Here is a 22,741-nt window from a genome sequence, read left to right as displayed (position 1 = left end):
GGCGTCGTGCACGCCTGCCGGTAAGTGATTGAATGCCATCGCGGCTGGCGAACCGTCCTGGGGGCTCTGCCGAGGTGTCCCAAGGGGCGACCGCTCGATAGCAAGGTGCTGGAGGATCCGTGGACCTGTCCCTGTCGACCCGTACCGTCGGCGATCGTACGGTCGTCGAGGTCGGTGGCGAAATCGACGTATATACCGCGCCCAAGCTGCGCGAGCAGCTGGTCGAGCTGGTGAACGACGGGAGTTTCCACCTCGTCGTCGACATGGAGGGCGTGGACTTCCTCGACTCCACCGGGCTCGGCGTGCTGGTCGGCGGGCTGAAGCGGGTGCGGGCCCATGAGGGCTCGCTGCGCCTGGTCTGCAACCAGGAGCGCATTCTGAAGATCTTCCGCATCACCGGCCTCACCAAGGTGTTCCCGATCCACACCTCGGTCGAGGAAGCGGTGGCGGCCACCGACTGACCACCGCCCGGGCACCACGCCCGGGAGGGAAGACGTTCGGAAGAAGTGAAAACGGGGGGTTCGGGCTTTCGGCAGCCCGGACCTCCCGACAGCACGCCCGTAGTTCCGAGGGGGATGCATGGCCACCGTTGAACTCCGCTTCAGCGCGCTGCCCGAGCACGTCAGGACCGCACGGCTGGTGGCGGCGGCGGTGGCGCGCAGGGCCGGGGTGGACGAGGCCGTCCTCGACGAGGTCAGGCTCGCCGTCGGCGAGGCGTGCTCGCGCGCCGTCGGACTCCACCAGGCCGGCGGCATCAGCGCGCCCGTGCACGTGTCCCTGATCGAGGAGGAGAAGCAGTTCTCCATCGAGGTCGGCGACGAGGCACCGCGCTCCGCCCCCGGAGAGCGGGTGCCCGGCGTGCTCAGCGAGGACGAGACCGAAGAGGACGAGATGGGTCTCGCGGTCATCAGCGGGCTCGTCGACGACGTCGAGGTGTCCGCCGGGGAGCACGGCGGACTGATCCGGATGACCTGGCCGACCACGCCGCCGGCCGCGCTGCTCCCCTGAGCCTCATCCGCAACTCCGTACACCGAAGGGCCCTACGTCGTAGGGCCCTTCGGCATGTCGGCGTGCGGATCGCGTGCCTACAGTGGTTCTGGCAGCCGTTCCGTACACCGTATTTCGTGAATTGATTCACGATCAACGACCCGATCATTCGATCAAGTAAATGGTGGCGTCAATGGCCTTGAGGCATTACCACTTTCGGGTTCAGTGGCGTGACGTCGATCATTTGCTGAAGAGCATGTGAAGGCCAATTCCGTTTACCGCGCTCTGTTTTGATCAGGGGCGGGTACCTAGAATCCGTCCACATCTTGAGCTCAGCCCAAGCGTCAAGGAGGACGAATGGCGGGGCTTTCTACCCCTCATCAGTTGGACCACCCCACTACCTTCGCAGCCGCAGTCCTGACCGACGACAACCGGATCATCGTGGCGGTCATCGCGGCCGTGGCGATCGCCGCGCTCGCGGTCGCAGGCGTCCTGGTGCGCCAGGTGCTCGCGGCGGGCGAAGGCACCGACAGCATGAAGAAGATCGCGGCGGCGGTCCAGGAAGGCGCCAACGCCTATCTGGCCCGGCAGTTGCGCACGCTCGGCGTATTCGCCGTCGTCGTGTTCTTCCTGCTCATGCTGCTGCCCGCGGACGACTGGAATCAGCGCGCCGGCCGATCGGTGTTCTTCTTGATCGGCGCCGCGTTCTCGGCGGCCACCGGTTATATCGGCATGTGGCTCGCCGTGCGCAGCAATGTCCGCGTCGCGGCGGCGGCACGGGAAGCGACCCCGGCGGAGGGTGAGCCGGAAAAGGATCTCACCGCCGTCTCGCACAAAGCCATGAAGATCGCTTTCCGCACGGGCGGCGTCGTCGGCATGTTCACGGTGGGGCTCGGTCTGCTGGGCGCCTCCTGCGTGGTGCTGGTGTACGCGGCCGACGCCCCGAAGGTGCTCGAAGGCTTCGGCCTCGGGGCCGCCCTGATCGCGATGTTCATGCGTGTCGGCGGCGGCATCTTCACCAAGGCCGCCGACGTCGGCGCCGACCTGGTCGGCAAGGTCGAGCAGGGCATTCCGGAGGACGACCCGCGCAATGCCGCGACCATCGCCGACAACGTGGGCGACAACGTCGGCGACTGCGCGGGCATGGCGGCCGACCTGTTCGAGTCGTACGCCGTGACCCTGGTCGCCGCGCTGATCCTCGGCAAGGCGGCCTTCGGCGACTCCGGACTGGCCTTCCCGCTGATCGTGCCCGCGATCGGCGTGGTCACGGCCATGATCGGCATCTTCGCGGTCGCCCCGCGCCGGGCCGACCGCAGCGGCATGTCCGCGATCAACCGCGGGTTCTTCATCTCCGCGGTGATCTCGCTCGTGCTGGTCGTGGCGGCCGTCTTCATCTATCTCCCGTCCGGCTACGCCGACCTCGACGGCGTCACCGACGCGGCCATCAAGGCCAAGGACGGCGACCCGCGGATCCTCGCGGTCGTCGCGGTGGCGATCGGCATCCTGCTGGCGGCCGTCATCCAGCAGCTGACCGGCTACTTCACCGAGACCACCCGACGCCCGGTCCGGGACATCGGCAAGACCTCGCTGACCGGCCCGGCCACCGTCGTCCTCGCCGGCATCTCGGTCGGCCTGGAGTCGGCCGTCTACACCGCCCTGCTGATCGGCCTCGGCGTCTACGGGGCCTTCCTGCTCGGCGGCACGTCGATCATGCTGGCGCTGTTCGCGGTGGCGCTGGCCGGCACCGGCCTGCTCACCACGGTCGGCGTGATCGTCGCCATGGACACCTTCGGCCCGGTCTCCGACAACGCGCAGGGCATCGCCGAGATGTCCGGCGACGTCGAGGGCGCCGGCGCCCAGGTGCTCACCAACCTGGACGCGGTCGGCAACACCACCAAGGCCATCACCAAGGGCATCGCCATCGCCACCGCCGTCCTCGCGGCGTCGGCGCTCTTCGGGTCGTACCGGGACGCGATCACCACGAACGTGCACGACGTGGGCGAGAAGCTGACCGGCAAGGGCGCCCCGCTGAGCCTGTCGATGGACATCTCCCAGCCCAACAACCTCGTCGGCCTCATCGCGGGCGCGGCGGTCGTCTTCCTCTTCTCGGGGCTGGCGATCAACGCGGTGTCGCGGTCGGCGGGCTCGGTGGTCTTCGAGGTGCGCCGGCAGTTCCGTGAGAAGCCCGGGATCATGGACTTCACGGAGAAGCCGGAGTACGGCAAGGTCGTCGACATCTGCACCAAGGACGCCCTGCGCGAGCTGGCCACACCGGGTCTGCTCGCCGTGATGGCGCCGATCTTCGTCGGGTTCACGCTCGGCGTCGGCGCGCTCGGCTCCTACCTCGCCGGCGCGATCGGCGCGGGCACGCTGATGGCGGTGTTCCTGGCCAACTCCGGCGGCGCCTGGGACAACGCCAAGAAGCTCGTCGAGGACGGCCACCACGGCGGCAAGGGCAGCGAGGCCCACGCCGCCACGGTGATCGGCGACACGGTCGGCGACCCCTTCAAGGACACCGCCGGCCCCGCGATCAACCCGCTGCTGAAGGTGATGAACCTGGTGTCGCTCCTGATCGCCCCCGCGGTGATCAAGTTCTCCTACGGCGACGACAAGAACATCGGCGTACGGATCCTGATCGCGGTCCTCGCGCTGATCGTCATCGTCGGCGCGGTCTACGTCTCCAAGCGGCGGGGGATCGCCGTCGGGGACGAGGAGGGCAAGAACGAGCGCGTGTCCAAGTCGACGGACCCCGCGGTGGTTTCGTAGGCGGTCTTACGACGCTCCGCTCCAAGGGGCGGGCGGGAGGCGCGCGTTGCCGCGTCACCCGCCCGCCCCAGGCTGTGCGCGCCCCTGTGTGCAGCCTCACGGTGAGCCTTCTCTCGCCTGGCGCAAATAGCGCCAAAAGGGTTCCTAACGGACGCTCGGCATGCGGTCGCCGTCGGTGCGCCGTGTATGTTCCGGGGCCGAGAGCCATGGAAGGGACCAATCCGGTGAACAAGAAGCTCGCGGCCGCACTGTCCGGCGGTGCGGTACTGGTACTGGCGCTGTCGGGATGCGGCGGCGACGGCGGCAACGACAAGCTGGACGCCTGGGCCAAGCAGGTCTGTGACGCCGTACAGCCGCAGGCCAAGAAGATCGAGGCCGCCAACACCGCGATCCAGAAGCAGACCTCGGACAACAGCACCCCGGAGGACGTGCAGAAGACCGACGCGCAGGCCTTCCAGGACATGTCCGACGCCTACAAGGCGATCGGCGACGCGGTGCAGAAGGCGGGCGCGCCGGACGTCGACAACGGCGCGAAGAAGCAGCAGGACGCGGTCAAGGAGCTCGACGGCATCTCGGCGTCGTACGCCTCCCTGAAGGAGCAGGTCGACAAGCTCGACACCAAGGACCAGGCCAAGTTCGCCGACGGCCTCAAGGACATCGCGACCTCGCTGGACAAGCTCAGCAAGAGCGGCAACGACGCCCTGAAGACCCTCGAGGAGGGCGACGTCGGCAAGGCGATGGCCGACCAGGCCAGCTGCAAGTCCGCCTCGGCGTCGGCGTCCGCGTCCGCTTCCGCGACGACGAGCTGAACGGCACCCCGCCCCGGGACACAATGGGGGCGTGACCGACTCCACCCTGGCCCCCCTGCCCTCCGCCGACCGTCCCGACGTCGCCGCCCGGCTGCGGGACGCCCTGCTCGGGGCGTCCTTCACCGCCGACGGGCTGCTCGACCTGCTCGGCGCCCCCGCGTACGCGGCGCTGGCGCGCAGCGAGACCGTGCCCGCGCTCCGGGCGACCCGCGGGGACACGCCGCTGGAGCTGCTCGTACGGCTGTTCCTGCTGCAGCAACCCGTGCCGCACGCACGCGTGGCCGACGTTCTGCCCGTGCAGGCGTGCCTCGAGAGCGGGTGGCTGGTGCCGGCGGGCGCCGACGAGGTGGCCGCGACGGTGGACGTGCGGCCCTACGGCGGGCCCGACGGCGAGGACTGGTTCATCGTGTCCGACCTCGGGTGCGCCGTCGGCGGCGCGGGCGGCATCGGCAGCCGCGAGGAGGGCGTCGTCCTGGGCGTCGGCGGCGCGTCCACCACCCTCGCCGGCATCACCGTCCGTACGCCCGTCTCCGCCGCGCTCGACCTCGGCACCGGCTCCGGCATCCAGGCGCTGCACGCCGCCCGGCACGCCACGCGCGTGACGGCGACCGACGTCAACCCGCGCGCGCTGCACATCACCGCCCTGACGCTGGCCCTGTCCGGCGCCCCCGCGGCCGACCTGCGCGCGGGCTCGCTGTTCGAGCCGCTGCGGGACGACGAGACGTACGACCTGATCGTCTCCAACCCGCCCTTCGTGATCTCGCCGGACGCGCGGCTGACGTACCGCGACGGCGGGATGGGCGGGGACGATCTGTGCCGCTCGCTCGTTCAGGGAGCAGGGGAACGGCTGCGGGAGGGCGGGTTCGCGCAGTTCCTCGCCAACTGGCAGCACGTCGAAGGGGAGGACTGGCAGGACAGGCTCAGGTCGTGGGTGCCGCGCGGGTGCGACGCGTGGATCGTGCAGCGCGAGGTGCAGGACGTCACGCAGTACGCCGAGCTGTGGCTGAGGGACGCCGGCGACCACCGGGGCGACCCGGCGGAGTACCAGGCACGGTACGACGCGTGGCTGGACGAGTTCGAGGCGCGCAAGGTCAAGGCGGTCGGCTTCGGGTGGATCACCCTGCGCAGGACGGGGGCCGCCGTGCCCTCCGTCACCGTGGAGGAGTGGCCGCACCCGGTCGAACAGCCGCTCGGCGACACGGTGCGGGCCCACTTCGAGCGGCTCGACTACCTGCGGGCGACCGACGACGCGGCGCTGCTCGAAGGGCACTTCAAGCTCGTCGCCGAGGTGGTCCAGGAGCAGGTCGGGCTGCCCGGCGCCGAGGACCCGGAGCACGTGGTGCTGCGCCAGAACCGCGGCATGCGCCGGGCCACCAAGGTGGACACCGTCGGCGCGGGCTTCGCGGGCGTGTGCGACGGCTCGCTCAGCGCGGGCCGCATCCTGGACGCGATCGCGCAACTGATGGGCGAGGACCCGGTGCTGCTGCGCGACCGGACGCCGGCACAGATCCGGGTCCTGGTGGAGCAGGGCTTCATCGAGCCGGCCTGAGCCGGCGGCGGCACAGGCCACAACGGGTCCGGGCATAGGCCACGGGGATGTGAAACCGGCCAACCTCGGGCATACGCCCGGCCCGCCCCGGCCGGTGCCGGACGCCGCGGGCGCTCTCCACGCGCGCGTGCCGCGCCGGCGGCCGCAGGGCCGTCACCGGGGGAGCGCCGCGGCCGGTGGCGCGCGCGGAGCCGGTCCACAGGTGCGTCGGCCCCGCGTTCACCCGGGGTTCGCCCGTCCGCTGCCCGCGCGTGTCACTCTCGCGGTGCTGGGCACTCGCGGACGGGAGAAGAGGGGCACGGGGAACCATGGAGAGCGGACCGGCGATCTTCGCGGGAGTGGTGTTCGCCCTGTTCGGAGGTGCGCTGCTGGTGTGGACCGCGGCGCGCGTGCGGCACGGCGAGCCCGTCGCCCACGGTGTGAGCCCGGTCGCATCGGCGACCGTCGCCGCCCTCGCCGCGGTGATCGCGCTCGCCGTCGGCACCTGGTGCTTCACACGGGCCTGACCGGCGCCCTGACACCCTGCCGGAGCAGCGCCTCCGGTATACGGGAGGCGATCCTCCGCATCGGTCCGAAAAGCCCGGTGGGCACTCCGGGCGGCAGGAATGGCGGTAGTCGGGTTACCGTTCGAGTGGCCGTTGCGGGCTTTTCCCGTTTGACACGGGGGCGGGATGTACCGTCACACTCCGCAGCGTCACCATGACCCGACCCGGGACACAGGCCTGGGGAGGCCCCAGCGTCGACCGGAGAGAAGAGCGAAGTTGTCCCCGACCAGCGAGACCGCACACGGCGGCCGCCGACTCGTCATCGTCGAGTCGCCTGCCAAGGCGAAGACGATCAAGGGCTACCTCGGCCCTGGTTACGTCGTCGAGGCGAGCGTCGGGCACATCCGCGACCTCCCCAACGGCGCCGCCGAGGTGCCCGAGAAGTACACCGGCGAGGTCCGCCGCCTCGGCGTGGACGTCGAGCACGACTTCGAGCCGATCTATGTCGTCAACGCCGACAAGAGGGCCCAGGTCAAGAAGCTCAAGGACCTGCTGAAGGACTCCGACGAGCTCTACCTCGCCACCGACGAGGACCGCGAGGGCGAGGCCATCGCCTGGCACCTCCAGGAGGTGCTCAAGCCGAAGGTCCCGGTCAAGCGGATGGTCTTCCACGAGATCACCAAGTCCGCGATCCAGGCCGCCGTGGCCAACCCGCGCCAGCTCAACCAGAAGCTCGTCGACGCCCAGGAGACCCGCCGCATCCTCGACCGCCTCTACGGCTACGAGGTCTCGCCGGTCCTGTGGAAGAAGGTCATGCCGCGGCTGTCGGCCGGCCGCGTGCAGTCGGTCGCGACCCGACTCGTGGTGGAGCGGGAACGCGAGCGCATCGCGTTTCGTTCTGCCGAGTACTGGGACCTGACGGGCACCTTCGCGACCGGCCGCGCCGGGGATCCGTCGGACCCGTCGTCGCTGGTCGCCCGCCTCCAGACCGTCGACGGCAGGCGGGTCGCGCAGGGCCGCGACTTCGACTCCCTGGGACAACTCAAGAGCGAGCAGGTCCTCCACCTCGACGAGGCGAACGCCCGCGCGCTGGCCGCCGCCCTGGAGCAGACGCAGTTCGCGGTCCGCTCGGTCGAGTCCAAGCCGTACCGCCGTTCGCCGTACGCCCCCTTCCGTACGACGACCCTGCAGCAGGAGGCCTCCCGCAAGCTCGGCTTCGGGGCCAAGGCGACCATGCAGATCGCCCAGAAGCTGTACGAGAACGGCTTCATCACGTACATGCGTACGGACTCCACGACCCTCAGCGACACGGCCGTCGCCGCCGCCCGCGCCCAGGTGACGCAGCTGTACGGCGCCGACTACCTGCCGTCGAGCCCGCGGACGTACGCCGGCAAGGTCAAGAACGCGCAGGAGGCCCACGAGGCGATCCGCCCCTCGGGTGATCGTTTCCGCACTCCCGCCGAGACCGGCCTGACCGGCGACCAGTTCAAGCTGTACGAGCTGATCTGGAAGCGGACCGTCGCCTCCCAGATGAAGGACGCGACCGGCAACAGCGTCACGGTGAAGATCGGCGGCACCGCCGCCGACGGCCGGGACGTCGAGTTCACCGCCTCCGGCAAGACGATCACCTTCCACGGCTTCCTGAAGGCCTACGTCGAAGGCGCCGACGACCCGAACGCCGAGCTGGACGACCGCGAGCGCCGGCTGCCGCAGGTCGCCGAGGGCGACCGGCTCACCGCCGAGCAGATCACGGTCGACGGGCACGCCACCAAGCCCCCGGCCCGCTACACCGAGGCCAGCCTGGTCAAGGAGCTCGAAGAGCGCGAGATCGGCCGCCCGTCGACGTACGCGTCGATCATCGGCACCATCCTCGACCGCGGCTACGTCTTCAAGAAGGGCACCGCCCTCGTCCCGTCCTTCCTGTCCTTCGCCGTCGTCAACCTCCTGGAGAAGCACTTCGGGCGGCTCGTCGACTACGACTTCACCGCCAAGATGGAGGACGACCTCGACGCCATCGCGCGCGGCGAGGCGCAGGCCGTGCCGTGGCTGAAGCGCTTCTACTTCGGCGAGGCCAACGGCATCGGCGGCGCGGCCGAGGCCGGCAACGGCGACGGGGACCACCTCGGCGGCCTCAAGGAACTGGTGACCGACCTGGGCGCGATCGACGCGCGCGAGGTGTCGTCGTTCCCGGTGGGCAACGGCATCGTGCTGCGGGTGGGCCGCTACGGCCCGTACATCGAGCGCGGCGAGAAGGACTCCGAGAACCACCAGCGCGCGGACATCCCCGAGGACCTCGCGCCGGACGAGCTCTCCGTCGAACTGGCCGAGGAACTGCTCGCCAAGCCCAGCGGCGACTTCGAGCTCGGCACCGACCCGGCCACCGGCCACCAGATCGTCGCCAAGGACGGCCGCTACGGCCCGTACGTCACCGAGGTGCTCCCCGAGGGCACCCCGAAGACCGGCAAGAACGCCGTCAAGCCGCGTACGGCCTCGCTGTTCAAGTCGATGTCCCTCGACACCGTGACCCTGGAGGACGCGCTCAGGCTGATGTCCCTGCCGCGCGTCGTCGGCACCGACGCGGACGGCCAGGAGATCACCGCGCAGAACGGCCGCTACGGGCCGTACCTGAAGAAGGGCACGGACTCGCGCTCCCTGCAGTCCGAGGACCAGATCTTCACGATCACGCTGGAGGAGGCGCAGGCGATCTACGCCCAGCCCAAGCAGCGTGGTCGCGCGGCCGCCAAGCCGCCGCTGAAGGAGCTGGGCGAGGACCCGGTCAGCGGGAAGCCGGTCGTGGTCAAGGACGGCCGCTTCGGGCCGTACGTCACCGACGGCGAGACCAACGCGACCCTGCGCTCCGGCGACAGCGTCGAGACGATCACGCCGGAGCGCGGTTTCGAACTGCTCGCGGAGAAGCGCGCCAAGGCCCCGGCCAAGAAGACGGCGAAGAAGGCACCCGCGAAGAAGGCCGCCCCCGCCAAGAAGACGGCCGCCAAGAAGACCGCGGCGAAGAAGACGACGACCGCGAAGAAGACGGCCGCGACGGCCGCCAAGAAGGCGACGGCTTCGAAGACGGCGTCGGAGGAGTAGGCCGGGCCGGACGACGGGTCGGCCGACCGCGCCACCGTGCCGACCGAGCCAAGTCGCCTTTCTCCACGGAGGCTTCGCAAAACGAACGCCCCGATATCGCTTTGGTGTCGGGGCGTGCGCACGTTCGGGCGGGCGCCCCGGGCTGTCAGTCGGTCCCGATAGGCTGAAAGCATGACCCGTGCCGAGCAGCCAACGGCCCACCACCCGGCCCCCGACGACGCCCTGGTCGCGGACTCCCGCGAGCGCGCCGTCCGCGCCCTGCTGCGCCAGCCGCAGTTGAGGCGTTTGTGGAGCGCACAACTCGTGGGATCGGTCGGCGACGTCCTCGCCCTCCTGGTCCTGGTGCTCCTCGCCCTCCAGGCCGCGATCACCGAGGGCTCGTTCGGCGGCGACTACCGGGGCGTGGCGTTCGCAGTGGCGACCGTTTTCGCCGTGCGCATCCTCGCCACGCTGCTCTTCGGAGCCGTACTCCTGGGCCCCCTCACCTCGCTGACGTCGCAGGAGGGACCCCTCGACCGGCGCTGGACCATGGTCGGCGCCGACGCCGTGCGAACCCTGGCGTTCATCGTCGCGCCCCTGTGGATCGACTGGACACCGGACAACGCGCTGGCGGTCCTGCTGGTCACCGCCTTCGTGACCGGGGTCGCCGAGCGCTTCTGGACGGTGTGCCGCGAAAGCGCCGCCCCGGCCCTGCTGCCCGCCCCGCCACCGGAGGGCGCGACGGTACGACCGCTGCCGGACCACATGGACGCCCTGCGCCGCCTGTCGCTGCGCACGGGCTTCGTGGCGATCCCGTTCGCGGCCGCCGTGCTCGTCGCCGCGGGACTCGTCAACAATCTGCTGGGCTCCGGGATCGACTGGTTCGGCCAGCACCAGGCCGCCCTCGCCTCGTACGTGGCGGCCGGCCTGTTCGCCGCGTCCCTGTCCGTGCTGACCTTCCTCGAACTGCCCGACACGCGCACCCCGCGCGCGCGTTCGCCGCTGGAGGGACTGCGCCGCCCCAAGAGCGGCACCGGCGTCGACAAGGGCCGCACGGGCGCGCTGCCACTGCTGGTGCTGGCCTGCGCCGCCGTCGCCGGAGCGGTGGCCGCCGCGGTCGCCGTGGAGGTGCTGCACGCCACGGACCTGCGCGGCGGGCCCGTGCTGTACGGGCTGCTGGTGCTCGCGCTGACCGGCGGGGTCGTCTTCGGCATCCGTACGGCACCGTCCCTGCTGACCGCCCTGTCGCGGCGCCGTCTGCTCGCGCTGGCGATCGCCTTCACCGGCGTGGCGCTGCTGGCCGCCGGGCTCGTCCCGGACGTGACCACGGTGATACTGGTCCTCGCCCTGGCCGGCGCGGGCGCGGGCGTGGCCGCCAACATCGGGCACGCGCTGCTCGACCAGGAGGTCGAGGACCACCGCCGGGCCCGCACGACCGAGCATCTGCACGCGGTGGTACGGGTCTTCGTGGCGCTCGGCGCGGTGATCGCCCCGGTGGTGGCGGCCGCGATCGGCCCGCACCGCCTGGAGAGCGGCAAGTTCGTGTTCGCACACGGCGGCGCGGCCTTCACGCTGATGCTGGTCGGCGCGCTGCTGCTGCCGGTGGCCGCGCTGGTGCTGGCCAAGGCCGACGACCGCTCCGGGGTGCCGCTGCGGCACGACCTGCGGGACGCGCTGCTCGGCGGCGACGACCCGCTGACCGCGCCCGCCGCAAACGGCTTCTTCATCGCCCTGGAGGGCGGCGACGGCGCCGGCAAGTCCACCCAGGCCGAGGCGCTCGCCGAGTGGATCCGGGCCAAGGGGCACGAGGTCGTGGTGACCCGCGAGCCCGGGGCGACGCCGGTGGGCAAGCGGCTGCGGTCGATCCTGCTGGACGTCTCCAGCGCCGGGCTGTCCCACCGCGCGGAGGCGCTGCTGTACGCGGCGGACCGCGCCGAGCACGTCGACACGGTGGTGCGGCCCGCGCTCGAACGCGGCGCGGTGGTGATCTCGGACCGCTACATCGACTCCTCGGTGGCCTACCAGGGCGCGGGCCGCGACCTGTCCCCGACGGAGATCGCCCGCATCAACCGCTGGGCGACCAACGGCCTCGTCCCCCACCTGACCGTCCTGCTGGACGTCTCCCCGGAGATCGCCCGCGAGCGGTTCACCGAGGCCCCGGACCGGCTGGAGTCGGAGCCCGCGGAGTTCCACGCGCGCGTGCGGTCCGGTTTCCTCACGCTGGCCGCGGCCGACCCCGGCCGCTACCTCGTGGTGGACGCCGGCCAGGAGCCCGAGGCCGTCACGACGGTCGTACGCCACCGGCTCGACCAGATGCTGCCGCTGTCCGAGCAGGAGATCCGGGAGCGGGAGGAGGCCCGCAAGGCCGCCGAGGAGGAGGCCCGCCGCAGGGCCGAGGAAGAGGCCGCCCGCAAGGCCGAGGAGGAGCGCCTGGAGCGCGAGCGCCAGGAGCAGCTCGCCAAGCTGCGCGCCGAGGAGGAGGAGCGCAAGCGGCGCGAGCTGGAGGAGGCGCAGCGGCGCGAGGCCGAGCGTCAGGCGGAGGAGGCTCGGCGACGCGCCGAGGAGGCCGCCCGGCGCGCGGAGGAGGAGCGGCAGCGGCTGCTCGCCGAGGAGAAGGCACGCGCGGAGGCCGAGGCGCGGCGCAAGGCCGAGGAGGAGCGGCGCCGCCAGCAGGCCGAGGAGGAGGCCCGGCTGCGCGCCGAGGCCGAGGCGCGGCGCCTGGAGAAGCAGCGCAAGGCGGAGGAGGCCCTGCTGCGGGCCGAGGAGGCACGCCGGCTCGCCGAGGAGGCCGCGTCCGCCGCGCAGGCCGGACCCAGGCAGCCGGCGCCACCGGCGGTGCCGCCGGAGGCGGCCACGGTGCCGACGCCGGTCGTGACACCGACCAACGCGTCGGGCGGGCCGCTGGAGGAGACGGCGGTGCTGCGGCCGGTGCGGGACGAGAAGGACGGTGACGCGGACGACGGCTCGGACTCGGGGAGCGACTCGCGGGGCGGTTCCGCCCGGGCTCGGACCGGTGGCCGTGCCGCCGGTGCGTCCGACTCCGAGGTGACGGCGAAGCTGCCGCAGCCGCCGGTTGCGCCGGGCGCGGCGGACGAGACGGCCGTGCTGCCGCCGGCCGGGCCGGATGCCGAGGACGAGACCGCCGTGCTGCCTCCGGTGGTGCCGGGTGCGGCGGACGAGACGGCGGTCCTGCCTCCGGTGCGGGGCGAGGAGCCGGCGGACCGGGTGCCGCCGGGGTTCTTCCGGGACGAGCCGGCGGATCGGTCCGAGGACCGTACGCGGGAGATGCCCCAGGTCGGCACCGAGGGCACGCCGCGACGCCGGGCGCGCCCCGACTGGGCCGAGGAGACGCCGCTGGACGACCTGCCGAGCCTGGCGGACGAGCTGCTCGGTCCGCACGAGGACGAGTACGACGACGACGCGGGGCGGGGGAGGCGCCGGGGTCGGGGGCGGTGACGTCGATCGGGGGCGGTGACGTCGGCCGGGTTCGGGGTCGGCGGTGGCGCTCGGGTCGGTGAGGTGCGCGTAGGTGCGCATGGGTGCGCGTAGGCCGACCGAGGGCGCTCGGGTCCGGCGATCCTTGGCATCGCCGCGTCCATGAATCGCCGCGTCCGTGAATCACCGCGTCCATGAATCGCCGTGTCCCCGCACCGCCGCACCCCCGGATCGTCCCGTCGCCCCTTGGCATCACCCCGTTGTCAGCCCCCTCGGCACCACCCGTTGTCAGTGGCACCCCGCACAATGGATCCCGCACCACCTGGCACCACCTGTTGGATCCATCCGCACGAACCGTGACGAAAGGGCGGGGTGACGCATGACCGTCTGGGACGACCTCGTCGGGCAGGAGAGGGTGGCCGAGCAGCTCACCGCCGCCGCCCGGGACGCCGACGCCCTGGTCACCGCGGCCGCCACCGATGCCCCGCCGCCCCCCGCCTCGAAGATGACGCACGCCTGGCTGTTCACGGGCCCCCCGGGCGCCGGCCGGACGCAGACCGCGCGGGCCTTCGCCGCCGCCCTGCAGTGCGTCTCCCCGGACCGCGCGCTCGGCGGAGCCCCCGGCTGCGGCTTCTGCGACGGCTGCCACACCGCCCTCGTCGGCACGCACGCCGACGTCACCACGGTCGCCGCCGTCGGCACACAGATCCTGGCCGACGACATGCGGGACACCGTGCGGAAGTCGTTCACGTCGCCGGCGAACGGCCGCTGGCAGGTGATCCTCGTCGAGGACGCCGAGCGGCTCAACGAGAAGTCGGCCAACGCCGTCCTCAAGGCCGTCGAGGAGCCCGCCCCGCGCACGGTGTGGCTGCTGTGCGCCCCCTCCATCGAGGACGTCCTGCCCACCATCCGCTCCCGCTGCCGCCACCTGAACCTGCGCACGCCGTCGGTGGACGCCGTCGCCGACATGCTCGTACGGCGCGAGGGCATCGAGCCGGACGTCGCCGCCGCGGCGGCCCGTGCCACGCAGGGCCACGTCGACCGGGCCCGCCGGCTCGCCGCCGACCCGGCCGCCCGCGCCCGCCGCGCCGCCGTACTGAAGCTCCCCCTGCGCCTGGACGAGATCGGCGCCTGCCTGAAGGCCGCCCAGGAGCTGGTCGACGCGGCCGCCGAGGACGCCAAGCAGCTCGCCGAGGAGATGGACGGCAAGGAGACCGAGGAGCTGAAGGCGGCGCTGGGCGCGGCCCAGGGCGGCCGGATGCCGCGCGGCACGGCGGGGGTGATGAAGGAGCTGGAGGACAAGCAGAAGCGGCGCCGTACGCGCACCCAGCGCGACAGCCTGGACCTCGCCCTGACCGACCTCACCGCCTTCTACCGGGACGTCCTGGCCCTCCAGCTCGGCTCCCGCGTCGCGATAGCCAACGCGGACGCCGAGGACGCCCTGGAGCGGCTGGCCCGCTCCAGCTCCCCGGAGTCCACCCTCCGCCGCATCGAGGCGATCGCCGCCTGCCGCGAGGCCCTCGACCGCAACGTGGCCCCGCTGCTGGCGGTGGAGGCGATGACGATGGCACTCAGAGCGGGCTGACGACCGCACGCCATCCGCCGATCAATGGGAGGTTGACCAGGTAACTCGTACGAGGCACATCGCGCACGCAGAGCATCGAAGGTGTCGCTCAGCGTTACGCTCGCCAGATGCACACCAGGCGCCCCCTCCGCCAGACCACCCGCTCCACCCTGGCCCCTTCGCCCACCCGCCCCACCCCGGCCGGCTCGCCCGCCCGGTCCCTGACCCGTACCGGCGGTGCCCTGCTCGCCGCCGCGGCGCTGCTGGTCTCCGCCTGCTCCTCCGGCGGCTCGGCGAACTCCGCCGACGGCCCGGCGCGGGCGGCGCTGGCCGCGTTGCCGCAGTCGACGCCGTCCGCGCTCGCGTCGTACTACGGGCAGCGGCTGCGCTGGCACAGCTGCGGCGTGCCCGGCTTCGAGTGCGCCACGATGAAGGCGCCGCTCGACTACGCCAAACCGGCCGCCGGGGACGTCCGCCTCGCGGTCGCCCGCAAGAAGGCGACGGGCAAGGGCAAGCCGCTCGGATCGCTGCTGGTGAACCCGGGCGGGCCGGGCGGCTCGGCGATCGGCTACCTCCAGCAGTACGCGGGCATCGGCTACCCCGCCGAGGTGCGGGCCCGCTACGACATGGTCGCCGTCGACCCGCGTGGCGTCGCCCGCAGCGAGCCCGTCGAATGCCTCGACGGCCGTGCCATGGACACGTACACCGAGACGGACACCACGCCCGACGACCGCCGGGAGGCCGACGAACTGGTCGCCGAGTACAAGAAGTTCGCGGAGGCGTGCGCGGCGCACGATCCGCAGCTGCTGCGCCACGTCTCCACCGTCGAGGCGGCGCGGGACATGGACATCCTGCGGGCGGCACTGGGGGACCGGAAGCTGACGTACGTCGGGGCGTCGTACGGGACGTTCCTCGGGGCGACGTATGCCGGCCTGTTCCCCGAGCGGGTGGGCCGGCTGGTCCTCGACGGCGCGATGGACCCCTCCCTGCCGGCCCGCCGCCTGAACCTGGACCAGACGGCGGGCTTCGAGACGGCGTTCCAGTCCTTCGCCAAGGACTGCGTACGGCAGCCCGACTGCCCCCTGGGCAAGAAGGCCGCGGAGGTCGGCCCGCGCCTGACCTCGTTCTTCAGGAAGCTGGACGCCCACCCCCTGCCCACGGGCGACGCGGACGGCCGCACGCTGGGCGAGGCGCTCGCGACCACGGGCGTGATCGCGGCGATGTACGACGAGGGCTCGTGGGAGCAGCTGCGAGAGGCACTCACCTCGGCGATGAAGCGGAACGACGGCGCGGGCCTGCTCGTCCTGTCCGACAGCTACTACGAGCGGGACGCCGACGGCCGCTACTCCAACCTGATGTCGGCCAACGCGGCCGTGAACTGCCTCGACCTGCCGCCCGCCTACGACACCCCCGACGAGGTGAAGCAGGCGCTCCCCGCCTTCGAGAAGGCGTCCCCGGTCTTCGGCCGGGGTCTGGCATGGGCGTCCCTGAACTGCGCGTACTGGCCGGTCAAGCCGACCGGCGAGCCGCACCGCATCGAGGCGAAGGGCGCGGCCCCGATCGTCGTGGTCGGCACCACCCGCGACCCGGCGACCCCGTACCGCTGGGCCCAGTCCCTCTCCCGCCAGCTCTCCTCCGCCCGCCTCCTGACCTACGTCGGCGACGGCCACACCGCCTACGGCCGCGGCAGCGCCTGCATCGACTCCGCGATCGACACCTACCTCCTCCACGGCACCCCGCCGGCCCGGGGAAAGCGCTGCTCATAGCCCCACCACCACGCCCCGGAACCCCCGCCTCCGGGGCGTGGTCAGAGCACCCCCGGAAACTGTGTAGACTTACCGACGTTGCTGATCGCACCATAGTGCGGACGGCGCGCCGCCTTAGCTCAGATGGCCAGAGCAACGCACTCGTAATGCGTAGGTCTCGGGTTCGAATCCCGAAGGCGGCTCCAAGGTGAACCGCAGGTCAGGCCTCTGACCTGCGGTTTCTTCGTTTTCTTGACCTTGGAATGTGTCTGCCGAGGGTGTTTTGGTGCTGTGCATGTAATGCGTAGGTCAGAGTTTCGCTCTGTGGGATCAGTGAGGTGAGTTCTGAGGTCAAGCATTGGTGCTGACCTGCTGTTTCTTGGGGAGTCGCTGATGCGTGAATCAGTACGGGGTAGGCGTGGGGTGGCCAAGGGGTGGCCATCTGTGCAGCGATGGTGCACGGCAGGAGGCTGCCGGGGCTGTCCACGAACGCCGTGCCGAGCCCGAGGTTTGTAGCTGTCCGACAACGTGGAGTCCAGGCACGTCGTTTGCGGTACGCGCCGAGCACCTGTTGGTGCACCAGCTCCTGCGCTACACCTCGTCGTCAGTGATCTTCACGTCGCCTTGCTGTGCCCATCGCTCCAGGGCGGGGCGCGACTCGTGAGACCAGTAGCGTCGGCGCAGTTCGCCCTCTGGGGAGAACTGCAGGATTTCGGCACGGCCGAACGCCTGGGCAAGACCGGAGCCCAACCTGTGGGCGGCGGCGACAAGTTCAGGACCACCGGCGGCCATGTCGTCCACATCGGAAACGGTGACAGCCGGCACGGCTCTGGTCAGGACCCGGGCCCCGAGGGGCTCGGGGAAGCCGTGGTGACGGTAGTGCACGAGCCGGGCGGGACACTCCGCCGTCAGCGGGTGAACCGTCGCCCGCAGAAAGACGTTGCCACTGGCCGCCGCGCGATCACGCGCATGGCGCGCGAGGTACTGGAGACCACTAAGCAGGCCGTCGGCCAGATGCTCGTCGCCGATGTCGACCTGGGTTGAGTCACCTCGATCTGTGCGGTCGACGATGGCCGCGAAGGCGCCTGCTCCTGTCGCATGCAGATGGCATGCCAACCACGTGGCCCTCTGATCGGGTCTGGACGAGCCGTCCGCGGTCAGCCGTCCTGGACCCACCTGCGCACGCATCCAGTTGATTCCACTGCCGTTGACGATCAACGGGCTGCGCCCGACTGTCTGCTCCTGATACGTCTTCATTGCTGCCGTGTCGATCGTCATCCCGCCTTCTAGGTCCGGGACGAGCGTGACGACGGCGAAGACCTGAACCGACGTGTCAAGGTCGGCGAGCAGTTCAGCTTCAACGGTCTCCAGCTGTCCGGCTCGGTCGCGCTCGGCGGTGAACTGAGAGAAATAGGCGGCGCGCACTTCGGGCTGGGAGAGGTACACGGTCGTCGAGCCGTTACGGCGGGGGAAGCGCAACGAGTCGTTGACCAGGACGGCGTGGGGCCCCTGGTTGCTGCGTGGGACCGCGATCAGGTAGAAGCCGCGGGCGGGATCCGTGCCCGGGCGCGCGATCATGTCAAGCTGCGGAGCCGGTGATACTCCGGCGGCGACCGTCTGGAGCATGCGGCGCTTCTCGTCGTCGCTCAGCTCGACCTCCGGTGCGGCCGTGGCGCTGCCGTGCTCGTCCTCGTCAAGCCCGAGAATGATCAGTCCGCCGGAGGTGTTCGCCATGGCAGCCACATCACCGCACAGGGCCCGCTTCGCGGCGTCGTTGCGGCCGTAGAGCTCGCGCTTGAAGTCCAGGTCGTAATCTTCAGGTACAGCACCATTGATCAGCGCATGCACATGGGCGTGAGTGGCGTCGGAGACTGGGACGCCCAGGAGGCGCTCCAGTCGCGTGGAACGAAGTGCGGCCATGGTTAGATCCTGGCGAACCCCATACGAGTGCCGCAGTGGTTCCTCAAAATGTGCGTTACCCGGGGCACTCGTCCTCGGACAGTGGGGCGTCCGGGTGGGCGAACAGCTCGGGTACGTCGTTTGCGGTACGCGACGAGCACCTGTTGGCGCATGCCATCACAAGGTCTGACTCCTTGTTGGTGAATGGTCGAGTCCCAGCCCCTGGGCCAGCGGTGGAGTCCCTGAGCCCGGGGCCGTGTCTACGGGAAGCCGCTCAGGCGGACTTGGCAGTCTTGCCGGGTTCTCGGGCGAGGAGCTCGACGATCTCGTGGAGACAGAACCTCGGGTCGGGAGCCTCGGCGATCATTTTGGTGAGCAGACTGTTGAAGTCGTCCAGTGCGGGGCTGCCGAGCCCGGCCGCGTTCATCGCGGCGTGCCCTTCCTGGAGTTGGCCGATGATGCCGGTGGCGTGGGCGTTGAGGGCGGTCGTCATGCCGGTACCTCCGCCCGCTCGGACCCGCTCTCGCAGAGGACGCGGGTGAGTGTGTCCCACACCTGGTCGGGGTCCCCGATCTCCAGGATCATCCCGGCTGCCACGTCGAGGGCCTTGTCGATACGCCCGCCGTTGTTCTCCTTCTCCAGGGCGATGACGCGCAGTACGTGGACAACGTGGGGACGAGCCGCCGCATGCGCGGCGGGCAGCCGGTCGGTGGCGTCCGCCAGGTCCCAGCCAGCCGGGACCTGGTAGGCGGCCGGGCTGTCGTCGTACGTGACGACCCTGGGAGTGCCTTTGCCGCTGCCCAGGTGGACGTCCAGGCGGAGCCGGGACGCTTCCCGGAACAGGGCGGTGATGCCCGGGCCCATGCCGTCGAGGATCACCTCGCGGACGGCGTACCCGTGCTGGCGCAGTGAGATGCGGGCGAGCCAGACGGCGGTGCCGGGGTTGGCGAGGTGCCGGTCGTAGACGAGGGTGGCGGTGCCGTCGGCGGGGCTGAGGTCGCGGAGGTCGGCGGCCTTGCCGGGGGAGGTGGTTCCGCGTCGGACCGTGAGGGTGAGGTCGAGGGGGATCGTGGCGGTCACAGCGTCACCTCGGTCTGCTTGGCGGGGATACGGGTCGTGACGAACAGCGCCGGCATGTCAGGCATCGGTACCCCGAGCGCCTGGGCGAGTAGGTACCGGGCGACGGTGTCGTGCTCCAGTTCGCTGCGCCCGATCGGCATGGTGAGCCGCAGCTCACCTGTCTTGCGCTGGACGATGACGGCGCCGAAGAACGCCCGGTCGGTGATCGGGGAGTCGGTGAGGGTGACGCCCAACTCGCTGATGAGCATGGGTAGAGGGGTGTCCATCAGGTGGTCGGCGGACGGCTTCGTGGTGGAGACGGTCACAGCGTCACCTCCTTGGCCTTGTCGGTGTACAGCTGGCGGAGGCGGAGAAGGATGTCGTCCGCGAGTTCCTTGGCTTTCTCCGGGGTGTACACGTCCGGGAGGGCCTTCCGCATTGCCTTGTCAGCCGCCCCGGGGAGGACGGCGGCGAGCCGGTCGAGGAACGCGGCGGGGGTGGCGGCGGTGGCCTTGTCGAAGTCGGAGAAGGTCATACCGGCATCACGCCCTGGTGGGCGAGGAAGGCGCGGGCGGCCCACAGGCGGGTGGAAGGGTCCTGTCCGGCGGGGACAACGAGGAGACGGGTGCCGTCCTTGTGCTGCAGGTAGTGCCCGTACAGGCCGTCGAAGGGACCGTCCAACTCCACGACCTGGATGCCGTGCGCAGCGGTAAGCGCCTCGAACACGGTGGTGGGGTCGTTGATGGCAGCCATGATGCGGGCGGAGTTCTGCTCGGCGCGGGCCTGTATTTCTGCGTCGAGATTGAGGGCTTCGGGCTGTGGAGGCAGCGAAGCCGGGTGCTTGGTGACACCGACAGGAGCAACGCTTGTTGCTGTTTTCGCCATGGTCTTGCTCCTTCAATGCAGAGATTGGGGCCAGGCCTCGGGACCGGTGACATAACCACCGGGCGAGAGCGTTCTGCTTTCGGTGGTAGTCGCCCTGGCGAGGGCGGAACAGGCGGCCCTTCTCCGTTCGGGGGACGTCGCCCCGAGATCGATCACTGCCCTGCTAAGGAGCACATAAAATGCGCCTTTTTTGGGGATCTTGGGCAACTGCTAGGTGCTGACGAGGACCGGGGTATCGACGTCGACGGGTGCGGCCTCGGCGAGCTTGACCTTGAGGCTTGGGGCGCAGGCCTTCATCGAGACGGGGCCGAGGCCGTGGGCCTTGAAAATGCGGGTGATCTCGGCGCGGTCCGGGGCCTGCCGCGAGGACGGGGTGCGGAAGACGCGCCATGTGCCGTGGGTGTCGGCGGGCAGCCTGTCGAGGACCTTCTTCGCGGCGCTCTCGCCACGGTCAGTGCGGTGGACCTGGTCGGCGGCGCGCTCGTACTTGCGGTCGGCGGCCTCGATCTGCTCGACCGGGAGGATCTCGTCTACCTTGCACAGGCCGGCCGGGTTCGGGGCCTCGACGATCGCGGTCTCGGCTTGGCCGGCAATGAGGGCGGCAGGGGCGACGACGGAGCGGACCACGTTGGTGATGGGCCGAGCATGCCGCGCACCGGATAAACGGTACGGGGGGACTGAGAAGAGCCTCTTCGCGTCGCAGGGTCGGTGCGCTGGACGCCCTTTTGTCGCCGGGTCCTGAACTGGAATCCCGCCCGACGAGGCCCCGCCGCCAGGCCTTCCTGGGGCCAGAACGGGGCGGGAAGGACAGGGAAACCCCGGGAGTGATCACCAATCCCCGGGCACCCCAGTGCGTGGAGCTCTTCAGTCGCGGCTTCGATGATCGTGCAGTCGCCGACCGGCTGCCGGGCCTCTTCCTGCTTCGGTGCGCGTTTTCGCAGACTCAGTGAGTGTCGGGCGCCGGGTCCGGCAGGGGGAGTTCATCGAGGTCGAGGGTGAAGGTGCGGCCGTCGGCCAGGGGGATGGGGAGCTTGCCGGTGCCGTATGCGCGGGTGTGGGCGGTGCTGTAGCCACTGGAGGTGGGCTCGGTGTGCAGGACGACTTCCCGGGCGTAGGGATCCACGATCAGGTAGATCGGGATGCCGTATCGGCCGTACTTTGCGGTGCAGTCGTCGTAGTCCTTGCGGGCGGAGGACGTGGAGACGACCTCCGAGATCAGCAGGACGTCCTCGAAGCTGTAGCGCTTGCCCTCCTTGCGCGCGTCCTCGCGGAGGATGGCCAGGTCGGGGGCGGAGTTCTCGTCGGCGGGGAAGTCGATGTAGACGTCGGAGGTGACCTTCGCGTGACGGCCGAGGGCGAGAGAGTCGATCTGCATCGACCTGATCGTGCTGGAGTGCTCTTCACTCTGCGGGGTCATGATGATCTTTCCGTCGGCGCCGAAGAACACCACGTATCCCGCGGGGAACTCGGTGTGCGTGATCACGTCGACACTCATGGACGGTGCTCCTTCCCGTGTGCCGTCATGATACGGCGGACAGAGCCGTTCCACGGATGGACGTCCGCGGCGTGCGCGTACACCACAGCGGAGAACCGTCCGTGTGAGCGGGCGCTGCGACGCGGGGCGTGAGCTGGGCCCGTGATTGTTCGGACCCAACAGGTGGCGCGGGGTGACTGTCAGGGATGGGGGGCGTCTTCCGAGGTGGCCACGGGGTGGCCGGACGCCTTTGGACGGTGCGGCACGAGGTACCGACACTCAGCACGGGGCATGTGTTCTGATCAGGCACAACGGCATTCCGCAGCATCAGTCGTCATGAGGCGACACGATCACTCGTGGCCTCGTAATGCGTAGGTCTCGGGTTCGAATCCCGAAGGCGGCTCTCTTCAAGCCCAGCCCGGACATCGTCTGAGCTGGGCTTTTGCGTTGCCGTTCGGGTGATCGGCCGCCTATGGTCCGGCCGTGCGCCTACCGTGGGGTGATGAGCACCCGTGGCGCACCGGCCGGTGGTCACTCCGGCACGCCCCTCGCCAAGAAGCTCGGCATCAAGGCCGGTCATCGTGTCGCGCTCCGGCACGCCCCCGAGTCGTTCGACATCCCCGGTCTCCCCGACGACGTCGACCTCATCCGTACCGCGGCCTCGCGGGGCGCCGACGTCACCGTCGCCTTCTACCGCGAGCATGCCGTCCTCGCCGCCGAGGCGCCGGTGCTCGTCGGTGAGCTCGCCGATGACGCCGGGCTCTGGATCGCCTGGCTCCGCAAGGCCGCCGGGCATGTCAGTGACGTCAGTGAGAACGGGCTGCGGGACGTCTTCCTCCCTCTCGGTGTCGTCGACGTGAAGGTGGCCGCGCTGGGGGAGGACTGGTCGGGGTTGAAGTTCGTACGCCGGGTGGGGAATCGGAAGGCGGGCAAGGGGAGTCGTCGTACAGGATGATGAACACCTCGGCGTGTTCGCCCGTCCGCGTACGAAACGGCCTACATGGCGGCGTACTTA

Annotated in this window: 19 protein-coding genes and 1 tRNA gene; 12 read left to right on the top strand and 8 right to left on the bottom strand. The window is 70.7% G+C overall.

All coding sequences use genetic code 11. From position 1 onward, the window contains the following. The first annotated feature begins 119 nt into the window (after positions 1-119). From bldG to ACYF6T_RS42290, 11 genes are all read left to right on the top strand, one after another. Positions 120-461 (top strand): anti-sigma factor antagonist BldG, encoded by a 342-nt coding sequence (bldG, locus tag ACYF6T_RS42340; RefSeq protein WP_003975386.1) that lies wholly within the window; start codon positions 120-122, stop codon positions 459-461. Between the two features lie 118 nt (positions 462-579). Next, positions 580-1,008 (top strand): ATP-binding protein, encoded by a 429-nt coding sequence (locus ACYF6T_RS42335; RefSeq protein ID WP_461703300.1) that lies wholly within the window; start codon positions 580-582, stop codon positions 1,006-1,008. A gap of 336 nt (positions 1,009-1,344) precedes the next feature. Then, positions 1,345-3,753: a sodium-translocating pyrophosphatase gene (locus ACYF6T_RS42330; RefSeq protein WP_461703299.1), complete on the top strand. Its 2,409-nt coding sequence runs from the start codon at positions 1,345-1,347 to the stop codon at positions 3,751-3,753. 206 nt (positions 3,754-3,959) lie between these two features. Then, positions 3,960-4,562 carry a small secreted protein gene (locus ACYF6T_RS42325; protein WP_461703298.1) on the top strand — a complete coding sequence of 201 codons (603 nt, stop codon included), beginning with the start codon at positions 3,960-3,962 and terminating at the stop codon, positions 4,560-4,562. A 31-nt stretch (positions 4,563-4,593) separates the two neighbouring features. Continuing rightward, positions 4,594-6,111, top strand: coding sequence for a DUF7059 domain-containing protein (locus ACYF6T_RS42320; protein ID WP_461703297.1), 1,518 nt, complete (start codon positions 4,594-4,596; stop codon positions 6,109-6,111). A 308-nt stretch (positions 6,112-6,419) separates the two neighbouring features. Continuing rightward, positions 6,420-6,617, top strand: coding sequence for a hypothetical protein (locus ACYF6T_RS42315; protein WP_461703296.1), 198 nt, complete (start codon positions 6,420-6,422; stop codon positions 6,615-6,617). 255 nt (positions 6,618-6,872) lie between these two features. Then, positions 6,873-9,686, top strand: a complete 2,814-nt coding sequence (gene topA / locus ACYF6T_RS42310) for a type I DNA topoisomerase (protein ID WP_461703295.1) — start codon at positions 6,873-6,875, stop codon at positions 9,684-9,686. Between the two features lie 171 nt (positions 9,687-9,857). After that, on the top strand, positions 9,858-13,121 hold the full coding sequence (tmk, locus tag ACYF6T_RS42305) for a dTMP kinase (protein WP_461703294.1): 3,264 nt from the start codon (positions 9,858-9,860) through the stop codon (positions 13,119-13,121). 358 nt (positions 13,122-13,479) lie between these two features. Beyond that, entirely contained in the window at positions 13,480-14,685 is a 1,206-nt protein-coding gene (locus tag ACYF6T_RS42300) for a DNA polymerase III subunit delta' (RefSeq protein WP_461703293.1), read from the top strand. Between the two features lie 107 nt (positions 14,686-14,792). Continuing rightward, positions 14,793-16,430: an alpha/beta hydrolase gene (locus ACYF6T_RS42295; protein WP_461703292.1), complete on the top strand. Its 1,638-nt coding sequence runs from the start codon at positions 14,793-14,795 to the stop codon at positions 16,428-16,430. 108 nt (positions 16,431-16,538) lie between these two features. Then, positions 16,539-16,615, top strand: a tRNA-Thr gene (locus ACYF6T_RS42290). 385 nt (positions 16,616-17,000) lie between these two features. Here the strand turns inward: ACYF6T_RS42290 and ACYF6T_RS42285 are convergent. From ACYF6T_RS42285 to ACYF6T_RS42250, 8 genes are all read right to left on the bottom strand, one after another. Further along, the gene (locus tag ACYF6T_RS42285) at positions 17,001-18,329 is read right to left on the bottom strand and encodes an AlbA family DNA-binding domain-containing protein (RefSeq protein WP_461703291.1); all 1,329 of its coding nucleotides are present in this window, start codon (positions 18,327-18,329) and stop codon (positions 17,001-17,003) included. A 253-nt stretch (positions 18,330-18,582) separates the two neighbouring features. After that, positions 18,583-18,801: a hypothetical protein gene (locus ACYF6T_RS42280; protein ID WP_461703290.1), complete on the bottom strand. Its 219-nt coding sequence runs from the start codon at positions 18,799-18,801 to the stop codon at positions 18,583-18,585. Beyond that, positions 18,798-19,388: a hypothetical protein gene (locus ACYF6T_RS42275; RefSeq protein ID WP_461703289.1), complete on the bottom strand. Its 591-nt coding sequence runs from the start codon at positions 19,386-19,388 to the stop codon at positions 18,798-18,800. Before ACYF6T_RS42275 ends, ACYF6T_RS42280 begins: the two co-directional genes overlap by 4 nt. Beyond that, positions 19,385-19,693: a hypothetical protein gene (locus ACYF6T_RS42270; protein ID WP_461703288.1), complete on the bottom strand. Its 309-nt coding sequence runs from the start codon at positions 19,691-19,693 to the stop codon at positions 19,385-19,387. Before ACYF6T_RS42270 ends, ACYF6T_RS42275 begins: the two co-directional genes overlap by 4 nt. Continuing rightward, complete coding sequence (locus ACYF6T_RS42265) at positions 19,690-19,902, bottom strand: hypothetical protein (RefSeq protein ID WP_461703287.1); 213 nt, start codon at positions 19,900-19,902, stop codon at positions 19,690-19,692. Before ACYF6T_RS42265 ends, ACYF6T_RS42270 begins: the two co-directional genes overlap by 4 nt. Continuing rightward, on the bottom strand, positions 19,899-20,252 hold the full coding sequence (locus ACYF6T_RS42260) for a hypothetical protein (RefSeq protein ID WP_461703286.1): 354 nt from the start codon (positions 20,250-20,252) through the stop codon (positions 19,899-19,901). The genes ACYF6T_RS42265 and ACYF6T_RS42260 overlap by 4 nt, the downstream gene beginning before the upstream one ends. A 210-nt stretch (positions 20,253-20,462) precedes the next feature. After that, entirely contained in the window at positions 20,463-20,879 is a 417-nt protein-coding gene (locus tag ACYF6T_RS42255) for a hypothetical protein (RefSeq protein WP_461703285.1), read from the bottom strand. Positions 20,880-21,195: 316 nt separating this feature from the next. Then, a complete protein-coding gene (locus tag ACYF6T_RS42250) occupies positions 21,196-21,747 on the bottom strand; it encodes a Uma2 family endonuclease (RefSeq protein WP_461703284.1) in 552 nt (183 codons plus the stop codon). Positions 21,748-22,228: 481 nt separating this feature from the next. Between ACYF6T_RS42250 and ACYF6T_RS42245 the strand changes: the two genes are divergently transcribed. Continuing rightward, a complete protein-coding gene (locus tag ACYF6T_RS42245; RefSeq protein ID WP_461703283.1) occupies positions 22,229-22,681 on the top strand; it encodes a DUF3052 domain-containing protein in 453 nt (150 codons plus the stop codon). The last annotated feature ends 60 nt before the right edge of the window (positions 22,682-22,741 follow it).

This window comes from Streptomyces sp. 7R007 (genome assembly GCF_054850255.1).
Note: the sequence above shows the minus strand (reverse complement) of the source record. Positions and strands in the feature narration are given on the sequence as shown.